General features: G+C 58.7%; 21 protein-coding genes and 1 pseudogene. 8 read left to right on the forward strand and 14 right to left on the reverse strand.

All coding sequences use genetic code 11. The annotated features are described in order from the left end of the window. Window position 1: 1 nt before the first annotated feature. The 8 genes from AC2FIO_RS13155 to AC2FIO_RS13190 all read left to right on the forward strand — a co-directional run bounded on the left by AC2FIO_RS13155 (window position 2) and on the right by AC2FIO_RS13190 (window position 8,577). A complete protein-coding gene (locus tag AC2FIO_RS13155; protein ID WP_496698144.1) occupies window positions 2–1,315 on the forward strand; it encodes a replication-associated recombination protein A in 1,314 nt (437 codons plus the stop codon). A 106-nt stretch (window positions 1,316–1,421) separates the two neighbouring features. Beyond that, a complete protein-coding gene (locus AC2FIO_RS13160) occupies window positions 1,422–2,465 on the forward strand; it encodes an RluA family pseudouridine synthase (RefSeq protein ID WP_496698146.1) in 1,044 nt (347 codons plus the stop codon). Beyond that, entirely contained in the window at window positions 2,462–3,133 is a 672-nt protein-coding gene (locus AC2FIO_RS13165) for an HAD-IA family hydrolase (RefSeq protein ID WP_496698148.1), read from the forward strand. Before AC2FIO_RS13160 ends, AC2FIO_RS13165 begins: the two co-directional genes overlap by 4 nt. Before the next feature lie 4 nt (window positions 3,134–3,137). Continuing rightward, on the forward strand, window positions 3,138–3,845 hold the full coding sequence (locus AC2FIO_RS13170) for an ATP12 family chaperone protein (RefSeq protein WP_496698150.1): 708 nt from the start codon (window positions 3,138–3,140) through the stop codon (window positions 3,843–3,845). A gap of 208 nt (window positions 3,846–4,053) precedes the next feature. Then, entirely contained in the window at window positions 4,054–5,070 is a 1,017-nt protein-coding gene (locus AC2FIO_RS13175; protein WP_282120550.1) for an amino acid ABC transporter substrate-binding protein, read from the forward strand. A gap of 128 nt (window positions 5,071–5,198) precedes the next feature. Next, a complete protein-coding gene (locus AC2FIO_RS13180) occupies window positions 5,199–6,467 on the forward strand; it encodes an amino acid ABC transporter permease (protein ID WP_282120551.1) in 1,269 nt (422 codons plus the stop codon). 1 nt (window position 6,468) lies between these two features. After that, a complete protein-coding gene (locus AC2FIO_RS13185) occupies window positions 6,469–7,773 on the forward strand; it encodes an amino acid ABC transporter permease (protein ID WP_282120552.1) in 1,305 nt (434 codons plus the stop codon). A gap of 12 nt (window positions 7,774–7,785) precedes the next feature. Further along, on the forward strand, window positions 7,786–8,577 hold the full coding sequence (locus AC2FIO_RS13190) for an amino acid ABC transporter ATP-binding protein (protein ID WP_058272392.1): 792 nt from the start codon (window positions 7,786–7,788) through the stop codon (window positions 8,575–8,577). Window positions 8,578–8,625: 48 nt separating this feature from the next. Here the strand turns inward: AC2FIO_RS13190 and AC2FIO_RS13195 are convergent, their stop codons facing one another. The 14 genes and pseudogenes from AC2FIO_RS13195 to rpmH form a co-directional block, all read right to left on the reverse strand. Then, window positions 8,626–9,123, reverse strand: coding sequence for a SixA phosphatase family protein (locus tag AC2FIO_RS13195; RefSeq protein ID WP_496698154.1), 498 nt, complete (start codon window positions 9,121–9,123; stop codon window positions 8,626–8,628). Continuing rightward, on the reverse strand, window positions 9,120–9,806 hold the full coding sequence (locus AC2FIO_RS13200; protein ID WP_496698156.1) for a ferredoxin: 687 nt from the start codon (window positions 9,804–9,806) through the stop codon (window positions 9,120–9,122). The genes AC2FIO_RS13195 and AC2FIO_RS13200 overlap by 4 nt, the downstream gene beginning before the upstream one ends. Window positions 9,807–9,824: 18 nt before the next feature. After that, entirely contained in the window at window positions 9,825–10,688 is an 864-nt protein-coding gene (gene argB / locus AC2FIO_RS13205) for an acetylglutamate kinase (protein ID WP_058272395.1), read from the reverse strand. Between the two features lie 105 nt (window positions 10,689–10,793). Continuing rightward, window positions 10,794–12,197: a PepSY-associated TM helix domain-containing protein gene (locus tag AC2FIO_RS13210; RefSeq protein ID WP_496698158.1), complete on the reverse strand. Its 1,404-nt coding sequence runs from the start codon at window positions 12,195–12,197 to the stop codon at window positions 10,794–10,796. Window positions 12,198–12,264: 67 nt separating this feature from the next. Continuing rightward, a complete protein-coding gene (locus AC2FIO_RS13215) occupies window positions 12,265–12,633 on the reverse strand; it encodes a DUF2946 family protein (protein WP_496698160.1) in 369 nt (122 codons plus the stop codon). Beyond that, the gene (yihA, locus tag AC2FIO_RS13220) at window positions 12,630–13,283 is read right to left on the reverse strand and encodes a ribosome biogenesis GTP-binding protein YihA/YsxC (protein ID WP_496698162.1); all 654 of its coding nucleotides are present in this window, start codon (window positions 13,281–13,283) and stop codon (window positions 12,630–12,632) included. Before yihA ends, AC2FIO_RS13215 begins: the two co-directional genes overlap by 4 nt. Next, on the reverse strand, window positions 13,280–14,017 hold the full coding sequence (locus AC2FIO_RS13225) for an MOSC domain-containing protein (protein WP_496698164.1): 738 nt from the start codon (window positions 14,015–14,017) through the stop codon (window positions 13,280–13,282). The genes yihA and AC2FIO_RS13225 overlap by 4 nt, the downstream gene beginning before the upstream one ends. Continuing rightward, window positions 14,014–15,843, reverse strand: coding sequence for a membrane protein insertase YidC (gene yidC / locus AC2FIO_RS13230; protein ID WP_282171070.1), 1,830 nt, complete (start codon window positions 15,841–15,843; stop codon window positions 14,014–14,016). The genes AC2FIO_RS13225 and yidC overlap by 4 nt, the downstream gene beginning before the upstream one ends. A 123-nt stretch (window positions 15,844–15,966) precedes the next feature. Continuing rightward, complete coding sequence (locus tag AC2FIO_RS13235; protein ID WP_496698166.1) at window positions 15,967–17,499, reverse strand: putative bifunctional diguanylate cyclase/phosphodiesterase; 1,533 nt, start codon at window positions 17,497–17,499, stop codon at window positions 15,967–15,969. 71 nt (window positions 17,500–17,570) lie between these two features. Then, window positions 17,571–18,464 (reverse strand): tRNA 2-thiocytidine(32) synthetase TtcA, encoded by an 894-nt coding sequence (ttcA, locus tag AC2FIO_RS13240; RefSeq protein WP_496698168.1) that lies wholly within the window; start codon window positions 18,462–18,464, stop codon window positions 17,571–17,573. Between the two features lie 44 nt (window positions 18,465–18,508). After that, window positions 18,509–20,125 (reverse strand): acyl-CoA dehydrogenase family protein, encoded by a 1,617-nt coding sequence (locus AC2FIO_RS13245; protein ID WP_496698170.1) that lies wholly within the window; start codon window positions 20,123–20,125, stop codon window positions 18,509–18,511. 76 nt (window positions 20,126–20,201) lie between these two features. Next, on the reverse strand, window positions 20,202–20,441 hold the full coding sequence (yidD, locus tag AC2FIO_RS13250; protein ID WP_496698172.1) for a membrane protein insertion efficiency factor YidD: 240 nt from the start codon (window positions 20,439–20,441) through the stop codon (window positions 20,202–20,204). After that, window positions 20,438–20,864 (reverse strand): annotated as a pseudogene (rnpA, locus tag AC2FIO_RS13255) (ribonuclease P protein component). The gene yidD and the pseudogene rnpA overlap by 4 nt, the downstream one beginning before the upstream one ends. 25 nt (window positions 20,865–20,889) lie before the next feature. Then, entirely contained in the window at window positions 20,890–21,024 is a 135-nt protein-coding gene (gene rpmH / locus AC2FIO_RS13260; protein ID WP_005632162.1) for a 50S ribosomal protein L34, read from the reverse strand. Window positions 21,025–21,062: the final 38 nt, after the last annotated feature.

Genomic DNA, 21,062 nt, shown 5'->3' on the forward strand with positions numbered 1-21,062 from the left:
CATGAGCGACCTGTTCGATACCGGGGCGAGCGAGCCTGCACCATCCCCGCACCGCCCGTTGGCGGACCGGCTGCGCCCGCAGTCGTTGGCCGAGGTCATCGGACAACAGCAGGTACTGGGCCCGGATGCTCCGCTGGGGGTCATGCTGGCCTCGGGCAGTCTGTCCAGTTTGGTTTTTTGGGGCCCGCCGGGCGTTGGGAAAACCACCATTGCACGCTTGCTGGCGCAGGAAACCGATCTGCATTTCGTTCAGATCAGTGCGATTTTTACTGGCGTGCCGGACCTGAAGAAAGTGTTTGAGGCGGCCAAGATCCGTCGGCAGAACGGGCAGGGCACGTTGCTGTTTGTCGATGAGATTCACCGCTTCAACAAAGCGCAGCAGGACGGGTTCCTGCCGCACATGGAGGATGGGACGATCCTGCTGGTCGGGGCCACGACCGAGAACCCGTCCTTTGAACTGAACGCCGCTGTGCTTAGCCGAGCACAGGTTCTTGTCCTTGAACGGCTCAGCCTCGCCGACCTTGAACGTCTGACACAGCGCGCAGAGAAAGAGCTGGACCGCGCCCTGCCGCTGACGGGCAATGCCCGCGAAGCTCTGCAGGAGATGGCGGATGGCGACGGGCGCGCGCTGTTGAATCTGATCGAACAGGTTGCGGCTTGGAAGGTGGATGCACCGCTGGACCCTGGTGCGTTGTCGACAAGATTGATGCGCCGCGCGGCCAAATACGACAAATCCGGGGACGAGCATTACAATTTGATCTCGGCCCTGCATAAGTCAGTGCGCGGATCTGACCCGGATGCGGCGCTTTACTGGTTTGCGCGGATGCTGACGGGTGGGGAGGATCCGCGCTATCTGGCGCGGCGGATCACGCGGATGGCGGTCGAAGACATTGGTCTTGCCGATCCGCAGGCGCAGACGATCTGCCTGCACGCGTGGGAAACTTACGAACGCTTGGGTAGCCCCGAGGGTGAATTGGCCATAGCGCAGGCGCTGGTCTATCTGGCCTTGGCCCCAAAATCGAACGGTGCCTATGTCGGGTACAAGGCGGCGATGCGATTGGCCAAGCAGTCAGGCAGCGAACCTCCGCCAAAACACATCCTGAACGCGCCGACATCGTTGATGAAAGATCAGGGCTATGGAACGGGCTATGCCTATGATCATGACGCCGAAGATGGCTTTTCGGGTCAAAACTATTTTCCCGACGGAATGGAACGGCCCGAGTTGTATCAACCCGTGGAACGTGGTTTTGAGCGGGAACTAAAAAAGCGGCTGGATTACTTTGCCAAGCTTCGTTCGCAGCGGAACAGATCCTAGCGCTGGCTTGACTCTTGCCGTGCGGCACGCCACAGACGCGCATGTTTTCTAAGGCACCTGAGGGCACGCAATCCGCGCGGAACCGCCGCGTGAAGGGGATATCGGTATGAGTGGCGTACAATTGATCACCGTGGCAGAGGGGGATGGCGACCAGCGGCTGGATCGGTGGCTGCGCCGCCTGTTCCCGCATGTCAGCCAGGGCCGCATCGAAAAGATGTGCCGCAAAGGTGAGGTGCGCGTGGAAGGCGGGCGGGTCAAAGCCTCCACCCGGCTTGGTGTCGGGCAGGTCGTGCGCGTGCCACCCTTGCCGGATGCTGATCACAAGCCGGTTGCAGTCAAACGAGGCATCTCGGATGCCGACGCCAAGATGATCCAGTCTTGCGTGATCTATCGCGACGATCATGTTCTGGCCCTGAACAAGCCACAAGGTCTTCCAGTGCAGGGCGGCAGCGGCCAGACCCGCCACGTTGACGGTCTGTCCGAGGCGTTGCGCTTTGGCTATGACGAAAATCCGCGCCTCGTGCACCGCTTGGACAAGGACACGTCGGGTGTATTGCTGATGGCCCGCACCCGCGAGGCCGCCAAGGGGCTGACAGCTGCCTTCCGGCATCGCGATACACGCAAGATCTATTGGGCGCTGGTTGCTGGCGTGCCGACCCCGTATCTGGGCGAGATCAAGACCGGACTGGTCAAGGCATCCGGTCACGGTAAACAGGGCGAGGGCGAGAAGATGATCGCCGTACATCTGAACGAAATCAACGACACGCCGGGCGCGAAACGGGCGCATACGCTGTATGCAACGCTATATCGCGTGGCCGGGCGCGCCTCGTGGGTCGCGATGGAGCCGATCACCGGGCGTACGCACCAGCTGAGGGTGCACATGGCGGCGATCGGTCACCCAATCGTTGGCGATGGCAAATACGGTGGCTCGGGGCAGGAAAATCTGGGGGACGGTTGGGGCGCGCAACTGGGCGGGGTCATCAGCAAGAAGCTGCACCTGCACGCGCGGCAGGCCTCATTCCAGCATCCGGTCACGCGCAAGACCATAACCGTTAAGGCGCCCTTGCCTGAGCATATGAAACACAGCTGGGACACGTTCGGCTGGACCGAAGATCTGGCCGCGGAAGATCCGTTCGAGGAACTGCAATGAGCGCACCCTTGCGTTTGGTGCTTTTTGATGTGGACGGAACCCTTGTCGACAGCCAGGGCAGCATTGTCGCGGCGATGACCGCCAGTTTTGGGGCCCTATCCCTGACGGTCCCTGACCGCAAGGCGATTTTGTCCATCGTCGGCCTGTCCTTGCCCAACGCCATGGCCCGGCTTGCGCCCGAGCAGAGCGAAACGGTTCAACACAACCTTGTTGAGGGCTACAAACAGGCCTATCACGCAAATCGTTTGGAGCAGGGGGCCGCAAGCTCACCGCTCTATCCCGGTGCGCGGGACGCAATCGAAACCCTGCATGACATCCCCGAGGTGCTGCTGGGTGTGGCCACCGGAAAATCCCAACGCGGTCTGGATGCCTTGATCGAAGCACATGACCTGGAGCGCTATTTCGTGACCCGGCAAGTCGCGGACCATCACCCCTCGAAACCGCATCCGTCGATGATCGACGCGGCCCGTTCTGAAACCGGAGTTTCTGCGGCGGGTTCGGTGATGATTGGCGATACCCGGTTCGACATGGATATGGCGCGGGCTGCCGGAGTAACAGGCATCGGCGTATCCTGGGGATATCATGACCGATCAGCCCTGAGCGGCGCGGCCTGTATAATTGAAAATTTTGACCAGTTGCCCCGTGCGCTGGATAATATCTGGACCTGAAGACATGAGTGACTGGAAGCCCAAGCGATTTTGGACCGCAAGCGCGGTTGTCCAAGCGGAAGACGGATACACCGTCGAATTGGACGGTCGCCGGGTCAAGACCCCGGCCAAGGCCGCATTGATCCTGCCGACGCAGGCAATGGCCGACGCGGTTGCTGCAGAATGGGATGCGCAGGAAAAAGAGGTTGATCCGACCCTGATGCCGTTTACCCGGTCTGCAAATGCGGCCATCGACAAAGTGCGTCATCAGCACGCCGAGGTTGCGGACATGCTGGCCGATTACGGCGATTCGGATTTGTTGTGTTACCGGGCGACACACCCGCAAACGTTGCAGCAGCGACAGGCAGATCAGTGGGACCCGGCCCTGGATTGGGCAGCTGAAACCCTAGCCGCGCGATTGGTTCCTGTGGTTGGTGTGCTGCATCAGCCACAGTCTGCAGAAGCGCTCAGCACACTTCGAGGCCGCGTACACGAATTCAACGACTTCCAGCTCGCCGCCTTTCACGATCTGGTCAGCCTGTCCGGCTCACTGGTACTGGGATTTGCCGCCGCCATGGACTGGCGCGCGACGGACGAAATCTGGGACATCTCAAGGCTCGACGAGGCCTGGCAAAGCGAACAATGGGGCCACGATGACGAGGCGCACGCGGTTGCCGAGATCAAAAAAGCTGCGTTTCTACACGCTAAACGGTTCATTGAAATCTCTATCTGAGCCTATTGGGCATTAATTTTTGACACAGATCCGGTCATCGCTGAATTGACTCATCGTTTTCCCTGATCCGACCCTTGACGTTTGTTTATGAATGCGAGCAAACTCATGCCCACTAAAGGGGAGACACCTTTGGAGTAACCTTTCTGGTGCCAGAGGTGCCGGACAGAGCCGTCCCGGAATAGGGGCGGGTAAACAGGAAGAGGTAAAAATGAAAAAATCCGTAATTTTGGGCGTGGCCACAGTTGCCGGTCTGGCTGCTGCGGCAGCGACAGCGGGCACCGTTGACGACGTCAAAGCGCGCGGCAAGCTGAACTGTGGCGTGTCCTCCGGACTGGCCGGCTTTTCGCTGCCTGACGCGAATGGCGAATGGCAAGGTTTTGACGTTGCTGTCTGCCGTGCCGTTGCCGCAGCCGTTCTGGGCGATTCCAGCGCTGTCGAGTTTGTGCCGACCACCGGTAAGACGCGCTTTACTGCGCTGGCTTCGGGTGAGATCGACATGCTGGCACGTAACACCACATGGACCTTCAGCCGCGATGTCGACCTCAAGTTCGAATTTGCTGGCGTCAACTACTATGACGGTCAGGGTTTCATGGTTCCGAAAGCACTGGGCGTAAGCTCGGCCAAGGAACTGGACGGCGCGACCGTCTGCATCCAGACCGGCACCACGACCGAGCTGAACCTGGCCGATTTCTTCCGTGCCAACAACATCAGCTATGAGCCGGTTCCGATCGAAACCAACGCCGAAGCGCAGCAGCAGTATCTGGCTGGCGCATGTGACGTTTACACCACCGACGCATCGGGCCTAGCTGCAACCCGCGCCACGTTCGAAAACCCCGGTGATCACGTCCTGCTGCCCGAAATCATCTCGAAAGAGCCGCTGGGCCCGCTGGTCCGTCATGGCGATCACGAGTGGGGCGACATCGTCCGCTGGACTCTGAACGCACTGGTTTCGGCTGAAGAACTGGGCGTGACATCGGCGAACATTGATGAGCTGAGCGCTGGCACCGACAACCCGGAAGTAAACCGTCTGCTGGGTACCGAAGGTACTCTGGGCGAGATGCTGGGTCTGAACGCAGATTGGGCAGCAAGCGCAATCAAGGCGGGTGGCAACTATGGTGAAGTATTTGCCAAGAACATCGGTGAGGAAACTCCGATTGGTCTTGCACGCGGCCTGAATGCCCAGTGGACCGATGGTGGCCTGCTGTACTCGCCGCCGTTCCGCTAAAATCCACGGGAAAGGGCGCGGGGCAACCTGCGCCCTTTTTCCATAAACAAGAAACACTCCCGGATGGATTGAGCGAAGATCAACTTCGCCGGCAAAAAAAACGGGATGCACGGGGAAATACATAGGTCATGACGACTCTCACTGACCCGCCGAAGGAGCAGTTCCGGCTGTCCATGCTCCTTTACGATACGCGGTACCGATCAGCGACCATTCAGGTCATTGCATTGATTGGTTTCATGCTTCTGGCAGCCTGGATCATCTCAAATACCATTCAAAACCTTGAAGGGTTGGGAAAACCGGTCGAATTCGGTTTTTTTGCAGAATCCGCAAGTTATGACATTAACCAGCGATTGCTGGAATACACCTCACAGGACAGCCATCTTCGCGCCGCCTTCATCGGTTTGCTGAACACGCTGGTTGTTGCGGTTCTCGGGTGTATCACGGCGACGATAGTCGGCGTTTTTGTCGGCGTGCTGCGTCTGTCGAACAACTGGTTGGTCGCGCGTATCATGACCTTCTATGTCGAGATTTTCCGTAACGTGCCTGTCCTGCTGTGGATCGTTCTGGCCATGGCCATTTTGATCGAAGGCTTGCCCGCACCTAATGCGTTCCGCGGTGATAACCCCACGGCAACGATGGATCTGTTCAACACCGTCGCCGTTACCAATCGGGGTGTGTATATCCCGGAGTTCCTGTTCTCGCGTAGTTTGGGCGACATTCACTTGTTCGGAACATCAAGCCTTCGGTTTGATATTTCGCTGGATCTGGTCGCGTTTCTGGTCGTTCTGGGTGGCAGCATCTTTACCATGCGCAAAGTGTCCGCCTGGGCCGCCGCCAAACAGGAATCAACAGGCGACCGTCCTAAGATCTGGCATATCCAGCTGGGCATTCTGTTCGTCCCGATGATCATCCTGATGACTGCACTGGGCTTACACCTTGGATACCCGGAATTGAAAGGATTCAATTTCAGAGGCGGCACGCATATGCGCAACTCTCTGATCGCGCTATGGCTGGCTTTGTCGCTGTACACGGCGGCCTTCATCGCCGAGATCGTACGCGCCGGCATTCTGGCTATATCCAAGGGTCAGACCGAAGCCGCGTCTGCGCTGGGCTTGCGCCCGGGTCGCACCATGCGGCTGGTTATCCTACCTCAGGCGCTGCGGGTGATCATCCCGCCGATGATCTCGAACTATCTAAACCTGACCAAGAACTCGTCGCTGGCGATCGCGGTCGGATACATGGACATCACGGGGACCCTGGGTGGCATCACCATGAACCAGACCGGCCGCGAGCTGGAATGCGTTCTGCTGCTGATGCTGGTCTATCTGGCCATCTCGCTGAGCATTTCGGCGGTGATGAACTGGTACAACAACCGTGTCAAACTGGTGGAGCGGTAATATGAGTGATGTTTCATTTGTCCGCACGGAAATGTTGCCGGAACAAGCCCCGCCAGCGTCCGAAGTTGGAGCAATCGGGTGGATCAGGCACAACCTGTTCTCCAGTTGGTTCAACGCGATCCTGACGTTGGTTTCGCTTTACGCGATCTGGTACGTGTTGTCGGGCGTTCTGCCATGGATCTTTCAGTCCGTCTGGAACGCCAACTCGCTGAACGAATGTCGCGAGATTATGATTGACACCTGGGGTTCAACCCATGGCCATGCTTGCTGGGCGGTGATCAATGACCGTTGGCTGCAGTTGCTGTTCGGGTTCTACCCGAGCCACCTGTACTGGCGTCCGATTGTATCGCTGATCCTGCTGTTGGTCGCATTGGCCCCGGTTCTGTACTCGGATCGTGTGCCGTCCAAGATGCTGATCGTCACTGCGATTTATCCGTTCCTGATGCCGTTCCTGATGTGGGGCGGCACCATTTGGGGACCGATCGCGGCAGCGTTGGGGTTTGTTGTCGGTTGGGCTGTCTACACCCTTGTCAGCAAACAACTGAGCGGTCTGTTTGGTTTGATTGCGGGCGTCGCAGCGTCGGTTATCTGGTGGCTGGTTCTGTCCAGCTATTTCGTCGGTGCCCTGGACTCGATCCTGCCAATCGGTATCGAAGCCGTACAAAGCCGTCAGTTCGGTGGCTTCATGCTGGCGATCTTGCTGGGTGTCGTGGCCATTGGTGTCTCGTTGCCCATCGGAATTGTACTGGCGCTGGGCCGTCAGTCCGACCTGATGATCGTCAAGTACCTGTGCGTGGGCTTTATCGAGTTCATCCGCGGTGTGCCGCTGATCACGCTGCTGTTCGTGGCCTCGTTGCTGCTGAACCTGTTCCTGCCGCCGGGCACCAACTTTGACATCATCCTGCGGGTGATGATCATGATGACCCTGTTCTCGGCTGCCTATATGGCCGAGGTGATCCGGGGTGGTCTGGCTGCCCTGCCACGGGGTCAGTATGAAGGTGCCGACAGTCTCGGCCTGAACTACTGGCAAGCACAGCGACTGATCATCATGCCGCAAGCCCTGAAAATCTCAATTCCGGGCATCGTGAGCACATTCATCGGGATCTTCAAAGATACGACACTGGTGTCGATCATCGGATTGTTCGACGTGATCGGACTGGCATCTGCCATCCGCGCCGACACCGCTTGGAACGGCATCTACTGGGAACTGTTCGCGTTCATCGCGGCGCTGTTCTTCGTCGTCTGCTTCTCCATGTCCCGTTACTCCATGTATCTGGAGCGCAAGCTTCAGACTGGCCACCATTAAGGAGTTCAACATATGTCTGAACTTGCAATTGACCGTCAAATCGATCGCTCGAAGATGCAGGTGAGCGACGAGGTCGCCATCGAAATCAACAACATGAATAAATGGTACGGATCTTTCCACGTGCTGCGCGACATCAATCTGACCGTCAATCAGGGCGAGCGGATTGTTATTGCGGGTCCTTCCGGTTCCGGAAAATCCACATTGATCCGTTGCCTGAACGCGCTGGAGGAACACCAGCAGGGCACGATCATGGTCGATGGGACCGAGCTGTCGAATGACCTCAAGAACATCGACAAGATCCGGTCCGAGGTTGGCATGGTGTTCCAGCACTTCAACCTGTTCCCGCATCTGACCATTCTGGAGAACTGCACGCTGGCCCCGATCTGGGTGCGCAAGACGCCTAAGAAAGAGGCCGAAGAGCGCGCGATGCACTTCCTGGAAAAGGTGAAAATCCCCGAGCAGGCGGATAAGTATCCCGGTCAGCTTTCAGGTGGTCAGCAGCAGCGTGTGGCGATTGCCCGCTCGCTGTGCATGATGCCGCGGATCATGTTGTTCGATGAACCGACATCGGCGCTGGACCCCGAGATGATCAAAGAGGTGCTCGACACCATGATCGAGCTGGCCGAGGAAGGCATGACCATGCTGTGCGTCACGCACGAGATGGGCTTTGCTCGTCAGGTCGCCAACCGCGTGATCTTTATGGATGCTGGACAGATCGTGGAACAGAACGAACCGGAAGAGTTCTTCAACAACCCGCAGAGCGAGCGGACCAAGCTGTTCCTCAGCCAGATTCTGGGGCACTGAACCCGGTTACCAATTCAGGAAAAGGCGGGGCTTTGGCCTCGCCTTTTTCTATTCCAGCAACTCGCGAGGAATAACAAACCCCTGCACATCGCCGCTATGCCACCGGACGCCGGACCAATCCGCAATGTCAAAGCGGATCACAGCCGTTGCACAGGTTGGGTAGTCGTAGAACCGGGCGTGATCCGGCGGGTGCTTAACGATTTGGTTCGCAAAAGCGGCAATGCCGGGATTGTGGCCCAGCATCAAAACGGTTTGTTTCGTTGCGCCCGATAACTCAAGCAGCATATCTGCGGGGTCGGCATGATAAAGCGTTCGCTGAAAGCAAACGGTATCTGCCTGCAGGCCCATTCTCTCCCACGTCTCACGGGTTCTGACCGAACTTGAGCTGAGAACTTCATCCGGCAGCCAGTCGTTTTCACGCAGCCACGTCGCAATCGCCGGGGCCGACCTGCGCCCGCGCTTGTTCAGCGGGCGATCATGATCGGCAAGGGCCGGACTGTTCCAACTGGATTTCGCATGGCGTGTCAGGATCAGAGTGCGGGTCATGACGGGTGAAACGCTCTCATGTGATGCGCAGATTGTTCGGGATCACGCGCGGCGCCCGAGCTGAGAGGACAGGACCGCCGCACAAGACAACCGCCGGTCATGCAGGTTTGCCCTTCGGGAGTGGACAGGTGTCCATGGCACGTCGACACATCATAAAAATCCCGACTGTTCAGAGCGCCGACAGGGCATGTCTGGGTGCAGGGGGCGGCGCAGGTGGTGCAGGGGGACGCGTCAGGTGGAGCGGGTATGGGAATCTCGTTGATGAAATGCAGCGCACCCCGAAACGAGATCATCATGCCGACCTCATCATGCACCAAAGCGCCAACCGGGCTGCTGAACGTGCGTCCCGATTTTAATGCCCAGTCGATAAAGGGCGTATAGGGCGGGCCGCCAAACGGAAAATAGGCGGTGGCGGATAAGTCCTGTGCCATCTGCCCCACCACACGCGATGACCAGCGGTCGACCGGGTCCTTGCCTTGCCATTCAGGTGAGGATTTTAGGGCAGGCCAGAATGCACTCCCAGCACCTAGCAGGATCAGCGTGCCGCCTTCCAACTGCTTTGCGTCTTTAACGCGAGGGTGCAGCGCGCCCATGATGATCAGGCCAACGTCCTGTGCAGCCTTTTCGATATCAGCATAGCTAAGCGCTGCCGGGTCAGAGGAGGGGGGATGGCGTTTGGTCATGTCTCCTCCGCCAAAGACTCAGTCCGGTCGGATCAGCGACCCGGCGCCGTGTTCTGTATAAAGTTCAAGCAAGACGGCGTTGGGCGCGCGTCCGTCAAGGATAACCACGGCACGGACCCCGCTGTGTAGCGCGTCCAGAGCCGTTTCGGTCTTGGGTATCATGCCGCCGGCAATGGTGCCGTCCAACGTCATCTCGCGGATCTGACCCGCCTTTAGTTCGGTCACGACGTCCCCGGCTGCGTTTTTGACGCCCGAGACATCGGTCAACAGCAGCAGTCGATCGGCCTTTAGCGCGGATGCGATAGCACCAGCGGCAGTATCCCCATTGACGTTGAAGGTTTCCCCGTTCCGGCCCGCACCCAGCGGGGCGATGACAGGAATTACATCATGCGCAAACAGGTCATGCAGGATTTTCGGGTTCATCTCTGCCGGACTTCCGACAAAACCCAGGGATTCATCGGTCTGATCACAAGTCATCAACTGCGCATCCTTGCCCGACAAGCCCACGGCCGAGCCGCCCTGGCCGTTGATCGCCTGCACGATGCGCTTGTTCACGAGGCCGGACAGCACCATCTCAACCACTTCAACGGTTGCTTTGTCGGTGACACGCTTGCCGTTCACGAACTCGGACTGGATATCCAGCTTATCCAGCATCGCGTTGATCATCGGACCACCGCCATGCACGACAACCGGGTTTACGCCCACCTGACGCATCAGGACGACATCGCGGGCGAAGCTTTCCATGGCTTCGTCGCTGCCCATGGCGTGGCCGCCAAGTTTAATGACGACAATAGCGCCGTCGTAGCGTTGCAGGTATGGCAGTGCGCTGTTCAGCGTTGCGGCGGTGGCGATCCAGTCCCGGTTCATGTCTCTTGTCTTCATGGCTGCAGTCCCTCTGGGAACCCGTGTTAGGGCCTTTGTACAGCTCTGCCAAGACCGGATCGCGCATAGGGCCGCACCGGTTGCCCGGATGCGGCTGTCTGTGTGTCAGCTTATCGCGCGTTTCATCGCCGGGATGTTGCTGATCAGCAGCAAATCGACGGCCAGTACGGTCAGCAAGGTGAGGCCCACCAGCGGGAACGCCATCGCGGTGAACAAGCCGATCAGGACGGCCCCTTTCCACAATGGCAGTTCCGCTGGCATCGGCGGCGCGGCCAGACGTCCGGCCCGTTGGGGACGACGTTTTACCCACAACACAACGCCCGAGACGCACACGAAGATGACAGACAGGCAGAACACCAGGTTCAGGACAAAGTTCCACATGCCCATCAGACCAATGTGAAACGGGATCCCAATGGCCATGGATTTTCCCATCAGCGAGTAATCCTCATACCGGACATCCGCCAGAATCTTGCCGGTAAATTGGTCCACGTGGACAGTGCGGTCGTTCACCGGATCGGTCGAGTCACTGCTCATGCTGTCGCGGTTCAGGGTCCAGACACCGACCTCGCCGCCGGGATAGGCCACACGAAAACGGCCTGTCATGTCCAAAGCGGTGCCAAGGGCCACAAGCGCGTCGATATCGACCTGCGTGCCTTGTGGGACACCGTCGATCCCGGCCTCGGACCCAGAAGCGGGCATGGGCGTTTGTTCCAACGCCCATGGGACATCGTTCTGGTGGCCGTGGTTCATACTGGCGTGGATGTCATCGGACAGGGGGACATTGTCCCATTTTTCGGCCGGAAAGCTGCTCCATGGCTGAACGATCATACCGCCCCAGACGCCCGCCCAGGAGAGGCCCGAGATCAGGAAGACCACCAACAGCCCGGACATCCAGAACCCAATCACAGCGTGCAGTGACCGCCACAATGCGCGGCCGCGTGCGCGCAGATTGGGCACAAAAGCGGCCAAGGTGTTTCCACGCGGCCACCACATGTAAAGACCGGTAAAGACCAAAAGCAGGCTCAGCCCCGCTGCGATTTCAATAATGCGGTCTCCGGTCGTGCCAATCAGAAGGGTCGAGTGAATGTTGTCGGCCAGATCATACCATCCGGCGCGACGATTCCAGACCTGCAGAACCTCTCCGGCGTAAGGATCGACGGCGACAAGACGCTGACCTTCTTCGGTTTTGATGCGAAACACAGTGGCCAGATTATCAGCCTTCGGACCAATCCACTCGGCAACCGTGCCGGGCACCTCGTCAAGGGCGATAAGGGCCTGTTGTGAGGCCGGTAAAGCTTGCCCGTGGACATCCACGGCGATTTTTTCGCCGTCGCGACCGTCGAACTGCGTGATGAACATCATCATTAGTCCGGTTACTGCCAGAATGATCAGGAACGGGATGACGAAGATCCCGGCATAAAAGTGCCACCGCCAGGCGGCGAAATAGAATTTTTGCGCAGCAGTGTTCTGCGCCGGGGTATCCCCCAGGTTTTGGCTATCCAGTGCCATTTTTGTTCTCCGGATTCGAATACTGCCCCGCGCAGCGCGTGCACGGGTTCAAAAGTGTTGAGGTGAATCAGGAAAAGAAGGGCGGCCCCCGCGCATCATAGCGGGCGTAGAACCCGGCACTGCGATGGGTGAAATCACGATGGATCCAGCGTGGCTGGATTTTCGCCGCAAAAGGGACAGTCTCACCGACTGACGGCAGGTGTGTATCCGCCGTTAGGCCCGCGAATGGGCACATTGCGCGCGAATCCGTGTCGTCGTGCACAGGATCGCCGGGGTTCAGGTCAACCCATTGTTCGACTGTTCCATCGCCAGTACAGATCACCAGCAGCACTTTCCCATCACTGCCCATCGCGGGCATCCAGCCCTGCGGGATCGCGCCGGTCAGCACAATTGCCAGCAACGTAAGGATTGGGAAAATGCGGCCGATCTGGATCATTCCAGATGTGCGATGATCGAACGAAGGGTCGGAATACCGTCACCCTTTTCGGAAGACGTCAGCACAATCTCCGGATATGCCGCCGGGTGCTTGGACAATGCGCCGCGAACCTGATCCAACACCTTTTGCCGGTCATTGGCCTTGACCTTGTCCGCCTTGGTCATCACGCATTGAAATGTAACGGCGCTGGAATCCAACAGCTTCATGATCTCGGCATCGACCGGCTTCACCCCATGGCGCGAGTCAATCAGGACAAAGGCCCGGCGCAGAGTCTGGCGGCCGCTTAGATACTGTTTCAGCAGCCGCTGCCATTTTTCAACGACCTTCACCGGGGCGTTGGCGTAGCCGTACCCGGGTAGGTCAACCAGATAGAGCTCGGGTCCTTGGGTGAAAAAGTTGATCTCTTGCGTGCGGCCCGGAGTGTTGGACGCGCGTGCCAGACCTTTGGTGCCGGTCAGCGCATTGATCAGGCTGGACTTGCCTACGTTTGAACGTCCGGCAAAGCAGACCTCAAGCCGGTCAGGGGTCGGCAGGCCATTCATTGCGACCACGCCTTTGACAAACTCGGATTGTCCCGCAAACAATTTGCGGCCGAGTTCCAGCGCGAACTTGTCCGGGTCTTCGACCAGTGGAAAGGGTAGGGTGCTCATAACGGATGAACCTTATCGCCAACTGAAATTGCGCCGCCTCGGATAACCTCGGCGTAAACGCCGAAATCCTGATGGCCCCAGCTGTTCAATGTGCCCAGCGTATCCGCATCGCGCACGCCGGTTTTCGGATTTGCCGTTGTCGCCAAACAGCGTCGGATGCGTTCTTTGACATGAAACACGGCCTCACCGATCTGTACTTCGCGATCCAGCCAGTCGAATTCTTCCCACAGGGGCAGGCCATCGAACCAGATGTTGCCACGCCAGCGCTGGATCGACAGATTGCTGCCAAGCTTTTGCTCGACCGCGCGGTGCGATGCCATGTTGCACAGGCTGATCGAGGGGTAGTCACTGTCAGTCATGCCGCGACCCGGCACTCGGATAATCCGGGCTGACGCCGCCCGATCCGTAGGCATCAACGGCTGGACCCAGTCCAAAAAGACCTGCTGTTCGCCATCCGGATTAAAAGTCAGATCCGGACGATCTGGATGTGTCAGAGTTATCGTGTCGCCGTTCAGCCGGGCCGAGATAGCCATCAGTTGCGGTGCTTTCGCCCCGCGACTGAAATTGGCGCAAGGCACCCATTGAGAACCATCCGCCTTCGACGACTCATGCGCGACTGCCCAAACGCGATCCCCGGGCATGGTCTGCCCGGGGGTCACTGATACGGTCTGGAGGGACTCGCGACCATGGCTTTTGATCGGATGCCGCCACATATGGGTTACTTCAGCATTCATTTGTCGTCCGTTTTGGGCGTCCGCTTGAAGCCGGATTTGATGTTGCCGAACACGTCAGGCTTATAGCCCTGACTGCGCATGATCAGGTATTGCTGCGTGAAGGTGATCGTGTTGTTCGCGATCCAGTAAACAACCAGTCCGCTGGCAAAGCTGCCCAACATGAACATGAACACCCAAGGCATCCAGGCAAAGATCATCGCCTGAGTCGGGTCAGTTGGTGCCGGGTTCAGCTTTTGCTGCAACCACATCGAGATCCCCAACAGCAACGGCAGGATGCCGATGAAGATCAGTGCCATGAAGGTATCTGGCTGCGGACCGGCAAAGGGCAGCAAACCAAACAGGTTCATGATCGAAGTCGGATCAGGTGCGCTGAGGTCCTGGAACGGGCCAAACCAGGGGGCCTGACGCAGTTCGATAGTGACGAAGATCACCTTATACAGCGAGAAGAAGATCGGGATCTGCATCAGGATCGGCAAACAGCCCGCGGCGGGGTTTACCTTTTCCTTCTTGTACAGCTCCATCATGCCCTGCTGCATCTTTTGGCGATCGTCGCCTGCGGCTTCTTTCATGGCCTCCATCTGCGGCTGAAGCTCTTTCATCTTCGCCATCGAGACGTAGGATTTGTACGCCAGCGGGAATAGGATCGCCTTGATGATCAGCGTCAGGCCAATGATCGACCAACCCATGTTGCCGATTAGGGCGTTGATGTTGTGCAGCAGCCAGAAAATCGGCTTGGTCAGGAAGTAGAACCAGCCCCAGTCGATGCTGTCGACGAACTTCTGTACACCGTCAGCCTGATACTCGCGGATGGTTTCCCATTCTTTGGCACCCGCGAACAGTTGGGTGGTGACTTCTTCAGTTGCGCCGGGCGCGACAGTCAGCGTCGGCAGAACCGTTTCGGTCTGATAAATCTTGCGGCGGGCGTCATATTTAGCCGCAGCCTTGAATGCCGATCCCTCTGCAGGGATCAGAGTGGTCATCCAGTAGTGATCGGTAAAGCCGACCCAGCCACCTTCCTTGACCTGAAAGACTTCGGCTTGCGCACGCTCATTCGGGTCAATGTCAAAGTCGCGCACATCGCCATAGTCGATCTCGTCCAGAACGCCGTCAGCCATAACCATAACGCCTTCATGCAGGATGAAGAAGTTTTTCAGATCGGGCAGGTCGCCGTCTTCGCCAATGCCGTGACGGGCCAGGATGCCATATGGGGCCATGCCGACCTCGGCCTGGGTATTGTTCTCAACCGACTGGGTGACGGTGAACATGTAGTCCTGGTCAACCTCAATAGTGCGGCGGAAGGTCAGGCCCTTGCTGTTGTCCCATTTCAGAGTGACCGGAGTATCGACCCCCAGGGTTTCGCCGTCTTCGACGGTCCACAGTGTATTAGGGCCGGGGACGTCAGCGCCGGCGACGCCTGCGCCCGGTGCCCATCCGTACAAGGCATAGTAAGCCGATTCCGAACCAACGGGCGACAGCAGTTCGACAATGGGTGCGCCTTCTTCGATCGAAACTTTGTAATCTTTCAGGAACAGTTCATCGATACGACCGCCGGACAGGGACAGGCTGCCTTTCAGGCGCGGTGTTTCAATCTCGACCCGAGGTGCTTGGGCGTCGGGCTCGATCTCGGTGGCGTCTGCGGTTGCTTCACCAACTGTATTGGTGCCAGCAGCGCTTGGGGTCTGAACCTCTGTACCATCAGTCGCGCTGATCTCGGCAGATTCCGGTGCGGTCGTCTGCTCGGGCGGTGGAAACAGCACGAACCAAACCAGGATCACGAGAAAGCTGAGCGCGGTTGCGAGGATGAGGTTCTTGTTCTGATCGTCCATCGGGGACAGCCACCTTAAGCAGTGAAAGACACCCGCTGGGTTCAACAGAGTGCGGGCCCAAAGGTCAAGCGGAATCGCCCTGTAATTCATCACCGATTGGGGTTCTGTGGCGTTAATTCGCGCCTAAGGACGTGCCTGACGCCCGATTTTTGGCATTCCGTTGAGTTTGTTTTGATGTGCGGCCATCCAGTCCAACGTCTTTTCAAAGGGCATGGGCTTGCCAATTTCAAACCCCTGCACGTGGTCGCAGCCCAGTTGCGCCATCAGGGCATGCTCGCCTTGTGTCTCGACCCCCTCGGCCAGAGTTTCGACATTCAGCCGTTCCGCCATGGTCAAAATCGCGCTGACCAACTGTTGCTGGCTTGCGTCCCGATCCGCCTTTGCCACGAAGGACCGATCGATTTTAATGCGTGAAACGTCAAAGCGCTTGATCGACGCAATGGAGGCGTGGCCAGTGCCGAAATCATCGAGGTCAATGCAGCAGCCGAGCTTGGACATGCTTATCACGTTGCGGGTGATTACGTCATCGGGCCGCCTGGAAAACACTGTTTCAAGAATCTCGACGGTCAATCTGTCGGGCGTCAGGTCATTTTGATCCAGCTCCCATTTCAGACGGTCGATCAACGCCGGGTCGCGCAGCTCTTCTGATGAGAAATTCACGCCAATCCGAGGCACGACGACACCGGCGCGGTTCCACTGGCGCATGGCGGCGAAAGCGTGATGGCGCATCACCTGACCCAAGCGTTCCATCAGATCGGCTTGTTCTGCAAAAGGCAGGAAAACCGGCGGTCCCAGCACGCCCTTCTGTGGGTGTTCCCAACGGGCAAGCGCCTCGAACCCGGTAACGTGGCCGGTGTCGGTGGAAATCTGCGGCTGAAACCATGGGCGGATTTCACCACTATCCAAGGCCGCAATAAACTCGTTGCGCAGGTTGGCACGCACGCGTGCCCGCCGCTGCGTTTCAGATGAAAAGGCGCGGATGGTTGCAGGACCGTTCCTTTGTGCTTCGGCCAAGGCCGCGTTGGCGGCATCGATCCACTCGGCAAAGGTGATGTCGGGCAAAGTGGATTGCAGACAAAACCCGATTGAACATGACATGTAAACGCTGGTGCCATTTAGCATGATTGGCTCATCGACGGCGGCCTGAATGCGCCCCGACATCTGAATGCAGGCCTCCAGATCCAGATTCTGCGCGGCGTGCAGGCCGATTGCGATCTTGCCCTGGTCCAGCCCAGTGGCAATGTCATGTGAGCGTATGACCGAAAGTACCCGGCTGCGGAATTGGTCAGCCATTACGTTCCCGGCCGCATTTCCGTGCAGATCAAGACATTCCGAAAACCCGTCCAATTCAACAATCATACAGGAGGCTTCGTGGCCAGTGCGCTGATTTTCCGCAAACAGCGTTTCCATCTGGGCCGCAAACCTGTCGAGAGGAAGGAGGCCGTTACCGTCTTTTTCCTGATTGCTGGCCTTGTGCGCGGTCGATACCGCGGCGAACACAAGCGGCAGGGTAAGTGCCGCGACAACCAATGCCCGCTCACCACCAATCCAATACGCGGCCAGACTGATCGCAGGCGCGAAGGCCAAGGCGGGCGGGCCGCTTAGCACCATGGCAAGAGAGTCAAAAATTCTGCTGACTGAGATATGTTTCCACATCGGATCTTCGGGCCTCTACCTTGCGTTTGAAACGCTCAGGTCGACCCTAGGAAACCAATCTGAGTCACTCGTTAACGGAGCTGCGGAATTTCGCCCGAATTTTCGTCATTTTCATTCGGTTTGAGTGCAAGGTTCTGAAAATCAAACAATTTTGGGTCCAAAAGATGCGACGGACGCGCATTTGTCAGGGCCCGGAACATCACTTGACGGCGTCCGGGGCTGTTCTTTTCCCACTGATCCAAAATCTGTTTGACCTGCTGACGTTGCAACCCATCCTGACTGCCGCAGAGGTCGCAGGGGATAATCGGATAGTTCATCGAGGTCGCGAATTTCTCGCAATCGGCCTCAGCCACATGGGCGAGGGGGCGGAAGACGAACAAATCGCCTTCTTCGTTCACCAGCTTGGGCGGCATGGTGGCCAGTCGCCCGCCGTGAAACAGGTTCATGAAGAACGTCTCGAGGATATCGTCGCGGTGGTGGCCCAGTACGACGGCCGAGCATCCCTCTTCCCGGGCAATGCGGTACAGGTTGCCTCGGCGCAGGCGCGAACACAGGGCGCAAAAGGTGCGGCCCTGTGTAACTTTGTCCATCACGATGGAATAGGTGTCCTGATATTCAATCCGATGCGGAACGCCCATTCGTTCCAGGAACTCGGGCAGGACAGTGGCCGGAAATCCGGGCTGGCCCTGGTCGAGGTTGCAAGCCAGTAAATCAATGGGCAGCAGGCCACGCCATTTAAGTTCGTACAGAACGGCCAACAGGGTATAACTGTCCTTACCGCCGGACAGGCAAACCAGCCAGCGGGGCGGTTTCCCGTCCTTGTCATGCGCGGACGGGTCCACCATCCCATAGTGCTCGATGGCTTCACGGGTCTGCCGCACAATGCGTTTGCGCAGTTTTTTGAACTCGGTGGTCGAGGGCGCGCCTGCAAAGAGCGGGTGGATATCGTCAGCTTCGTCAAACATGCGCTGCCCCTACAGCAGTTAAGCCAACCGGGCAAGTGGCCGGGTCAGCCCAGTCGGGCAAGCAGGGCGTCCGTGTCCAGCCCGGACACGGATCCGGAGATGCGGCCGCTGTTGCCCAAAAGCCTTGTGGCGATGAACCCGTCTGCAACGGCCGCGGGTGCGCGACGCAATAGCTGAGCTGCTGTCAGCAGCAATGCAGTACGTTCGGCAAACCAACGGGCTTCACTCTCAGGCGGCAGCCCGGGCCACCGATCACGATGCGCCTTGAGCGCGGCGTCATAGCCGTGGTCGACACCCGTTGCTATATCCAGTTCGGCCTGCAGGGCCTCAGCGGCCAGCGGTTCGCGAGACAGGCTGCGCAGAATGTCGAGACAGATCACATTGCCCGACCCCTCCCAAATACCGTTCAGCGGGGCTTCGCGATACAGCAGGGGCAGGGGCGTGTCTTCGACATAGCCCATGCCACCCAGCACCTCCATTGCCTCAACGACTACGGCCGGGCATCGCTTGTTATTCAGGAACTTGGCCAGGGCGACACCGATACGGGCAAAGGCCTTGTCTTCGGGTGACTGGCCGTCGAAGGCCTGCGCGACGCGCATCCCCAGCGTCAATGCGCCCTCCCAGTCCAGCACGAGATCAGCCAGCACAGCGCGCATCAAGGGCTGGTCGATCAACCGGCGCTGAAAAGCGCTGCGGTGGGCGACCCAATGATGCGATTCGCTGAGGGCTGCGCGCATCAGGCCCGCCGGGGCCACGGCTGTATCCAGTCGGGTGTGATGGACCATCTCGATAATTGTTCGCACGCCCGCGCCTTCGTCCCCCAGTTGGTACGCCAGTGCGTCGTGATATTCGATTTCGGACGAGGCGTTGGATTTGTTCCCCAGCTTGTCCTTGAGCCGCATCAGGTGAATGGCGTTGCGTTCACCGTCCAGCCAGCGGGGGACGAGGAAACAGGTCAGCCCACCGGGCGCTTGTGCCAGCGTCAGAAAACCGTCCGACATGGGGGCCGAGCAGAACCACTTGTGCCCGCGCAGACGCCAGTGCTCGCCGTCTCGAGTAGCGATGGTGGTATTGGCGCGCACGTCCGAGCCGCCCTGCTTTTCGGTCATTGCCATGCCCAATGTGGCGCTGGATTTTTGTTCGATCGGTTTAGTATTCGGATCATAGCTGCGCGCCATGAGCTTAGGCCGCCACTCGGAGGCGATCTGTTCATTTGCAGCAAGAGCCGGGATTGCCGCGTAGGTCATGGTCAATGGGCAGCAATGGCCCGGCTCAACCTGGCTGGCCAGATACATCATCGCGGCGTGGGTCGTGTGGCCGCCGGACTGACCGTCCCAGGCCAAGGCCGCATAGCCGGCAGATTGGCTGATCTGCATCATCTCATGATAGGCGGGGTGAAACCGTACCTCGTCCAGGCGCCTACCGCCCTGATCGAACAATCGAAGTTCGGGGAGGTGCCGATTGGCCTCGCGCCCCAGCTCGCGGGTTTCCACCCGTCCCAACGTTTCCCCGTAAGCCGCCAAAGGCGCTTCGCGACCGCCCGTGAAATGCACGGCGTTTCGCAGAACGGGATCTGAAGACCAGAGATTAGAATCCGCGCGCACAGGCGGCTGATTCAATACGTCATGTGTCGGCAGGGAATGGCGGGCGTCGGATGTCATCTGAACCTCGGGCAGTACGGGTTCAAGTGTTCAGCGCATGTCCGAATGGGTCAAGGCTGACGGAGGGTCATAAAGATCAGCTGTCGTCTTCCTTGCGGTTGGGTACGGGGTCGTACCCATCGCCGCCCCAGGGATGGCAGCGGCTAATCCGCCGTGCCGCCAGCCAGCTTCCCTTGATGGCCCCATGCTTTTCCAGTGCTTCCAGCGCATAGGCCGAGCAGGTGGGCTGGTATCGGCAATTGAAGCCAACCCAGGGACTGAAGACCAGCCGATAGGCCCTTACAGGTAGAGCCACGATATGAGAGAAGAGGGTCATTTCCGCCCGCTGTGCACTTTGCGAAGCGCATAGCGCAGATCGTCCAGAAGTGCCTCATAGGGTCGCGCGGCTGTGGTTTCGGCCCGACCAATCAGAACGTAATCCCACCCGTCATGTCCAATGACGGGCAGAACAGCCCGAGCGGCCTCGCGCAACCTGCGCTTGGCGCGGTTGCGTGCTACGGCATTGCCAACCTTTTTGGAACAGGTAAAGCCTACCCGAATTCCGGTCGCCTCGTCCGGGGTACGTTTGCGAGCCTGCACCATCATCGAGGATGTGCCCTGCCTGCGGGCACGCGCTGCCTTAAGGAAATCAGATCGTTTCCTGAGAACGGTCAAAAATTCAGGCGCGCAAACGGACGCCGCCGGGGGCGTTTCCCCGGGCTGGTTCTTACCATCCACGAGGGGCCTCCGGCGGCGTCATGTTCATAACCTGATCGGTGAGCGGTTTACGCGCTCAGCGACTTGCGGCCGCGTGCGCGGCGCGAATTCAGGATTTTGCGACCGGCCTTAGTGGCCATGCGCGCGCGGAAACCGTGGCGGCGTTTGCGAACCAGGTTCGAAGGCTGATAGGTGCGTTTCATCGCTCCGTCTCCAATCTATGCGGTCGGGTGCAGCGCGG

This window comes from Ruegeria sp. CDSB086 (assembly GCF_059611065.1).

Coding starts and splice junctions, on each gene's coding strand:
- AC2FIO_RS13155 (WP_496698144.1), top strand. CDS start 2: ATGAGCGACCTGTTCGATACCGGGGCGAGCGAGCCTGCACCATCCCCG.
- AC2FIO_RS13160 (WP_496698146.1), top strand. CDS start 1,422: ATGAGTGGCGTACAATTGATCACCGTGGCAGAGGGGGATGGCGACCAG.
- AC2FIO_RS13165 (WP_496698148.1), top strand. CDS start 2,462: ATGAGCGCACCCTTGCGTTTGGTGCTTTTTGATGTGGACGGAACCCTT.
- AC2FIO_RS13170 (WP_496698150.1), top strand. CDS start 3,138: ATGAGTGACTGGAAGCCCAAGCGATTTTGGACCGCAAGCGCGGTTGTC.
- AC2FIO_RS13175 (WP_282120550.1), top strand. CDS start 4,054: ATGAAAAAATCCGTAATTTTGGGCGTGGCCACAGTTGCCGGTCTGGCT.
- AC2FIO_RS13180 (WP_282120551.1), top strand. CDS start 5,199: ATGACGACTCTCACTGACCCGCCGAAGGAGCAGTTCCGGCTGTCCATG.
- AC2FIO_RS13185 (WP_282120552.1), top strand. CDS start 6,469: ATGAGTGATGTTTCATTTGTCCGCACGGAAATGTTGCCGGAACAAGCC.
- AC2FIO_RS13190 (WP_058272392.1), top strand. CDS start 7,786: ATGTCTGAACTTGCAATTGACCGTCAAATCGATCGCTCGAAGATGCAG.
- AC2FIO_RS13195 (WP_496698154.1), bottom strand. CDS start 9,123: ATGACCCGCACTCTGATCCTGACACGCCATGCGAAATCCAGTTGGAAC.
- AC2FIO_RS13200 (WP_496698156.1), bottom strand. CDS start 9,806: ATGACCAAACGCCATCCCCCCTCCTCTGACCCGGCAGCGCTTAGCTAT.
- argB (WP_058272395.1), bottom strand. CDS start 10,688: ATGAAGACAAGAGACATGAACCGGGACTGGATCGCCACCGCCGCAACG.
- AC2FIO_RS13210 (WP_496698158.1), bottom strand. CDS start 12,197: ATGGCACTGGATAGCCAAAACCTGGGGGATACCCCGGCGCAGAACACT.
- AC2FIO_RS13215 (WP_496698160.1), bottom strand. CDS start 12,633: ATGATCCAGATCGGCCGCATTTTCCCAATCCTTACGTTGCTGGCAATT.
- yihA (WP_496698162.1), bottom strand. CDS start 13,283: ATGAGCACCCTACCCTTTCCACTGGTCGAAGACCCGGACAAGTTCGCG.
- AC2FIO_RS13225 (WP_496698164.1), bottom strand. CDS start 14,017: ATGAATGCTGAAGTAACCCATATGTGGCGGCATCCGATCAAAAGCCAT.
- yidC (WP_282171070.1), bottom strand. CDS start 15,843: ATGGACGATCAGAACAAGAACCTCATCCTCGCAACCGCGCTCAGCTTT.
- AC2FIO_RS13235 (WP_496698166.1), bottom strand. CDS start 17,499: ATGTGGAAACATATCTCAGTCAGCAGAATTTTTGACTCTCTTGCCATG.
- ttcA (WP_496698168.1), bottom strand. CDS start 18,464: ATGTTTGACGAAGCTGACGATATCCACCCGCTCTTTGCAGGCGCGCCC.
- AC2FIO_RS13245 (WP_496698170.1), bottom strand. CDS start 20,125: ATGACATCCGACGCCCGCCATTCCCTGCCGACACATGACGTATTGAAT.
- yidD (WP_496698172.1), bottom strand. CDS start 20,441: ATGACCCTCTTCTCTCATATCGTGGCTCTACCTGTAAGGGCCTATCGG.
- rpmH (WP_005632162.1), bottom strand. CDS start 21,024: ATGAAACGCACCTATCAGCCTTCGAACCTGGTTCGCAAACGCCGCCAC.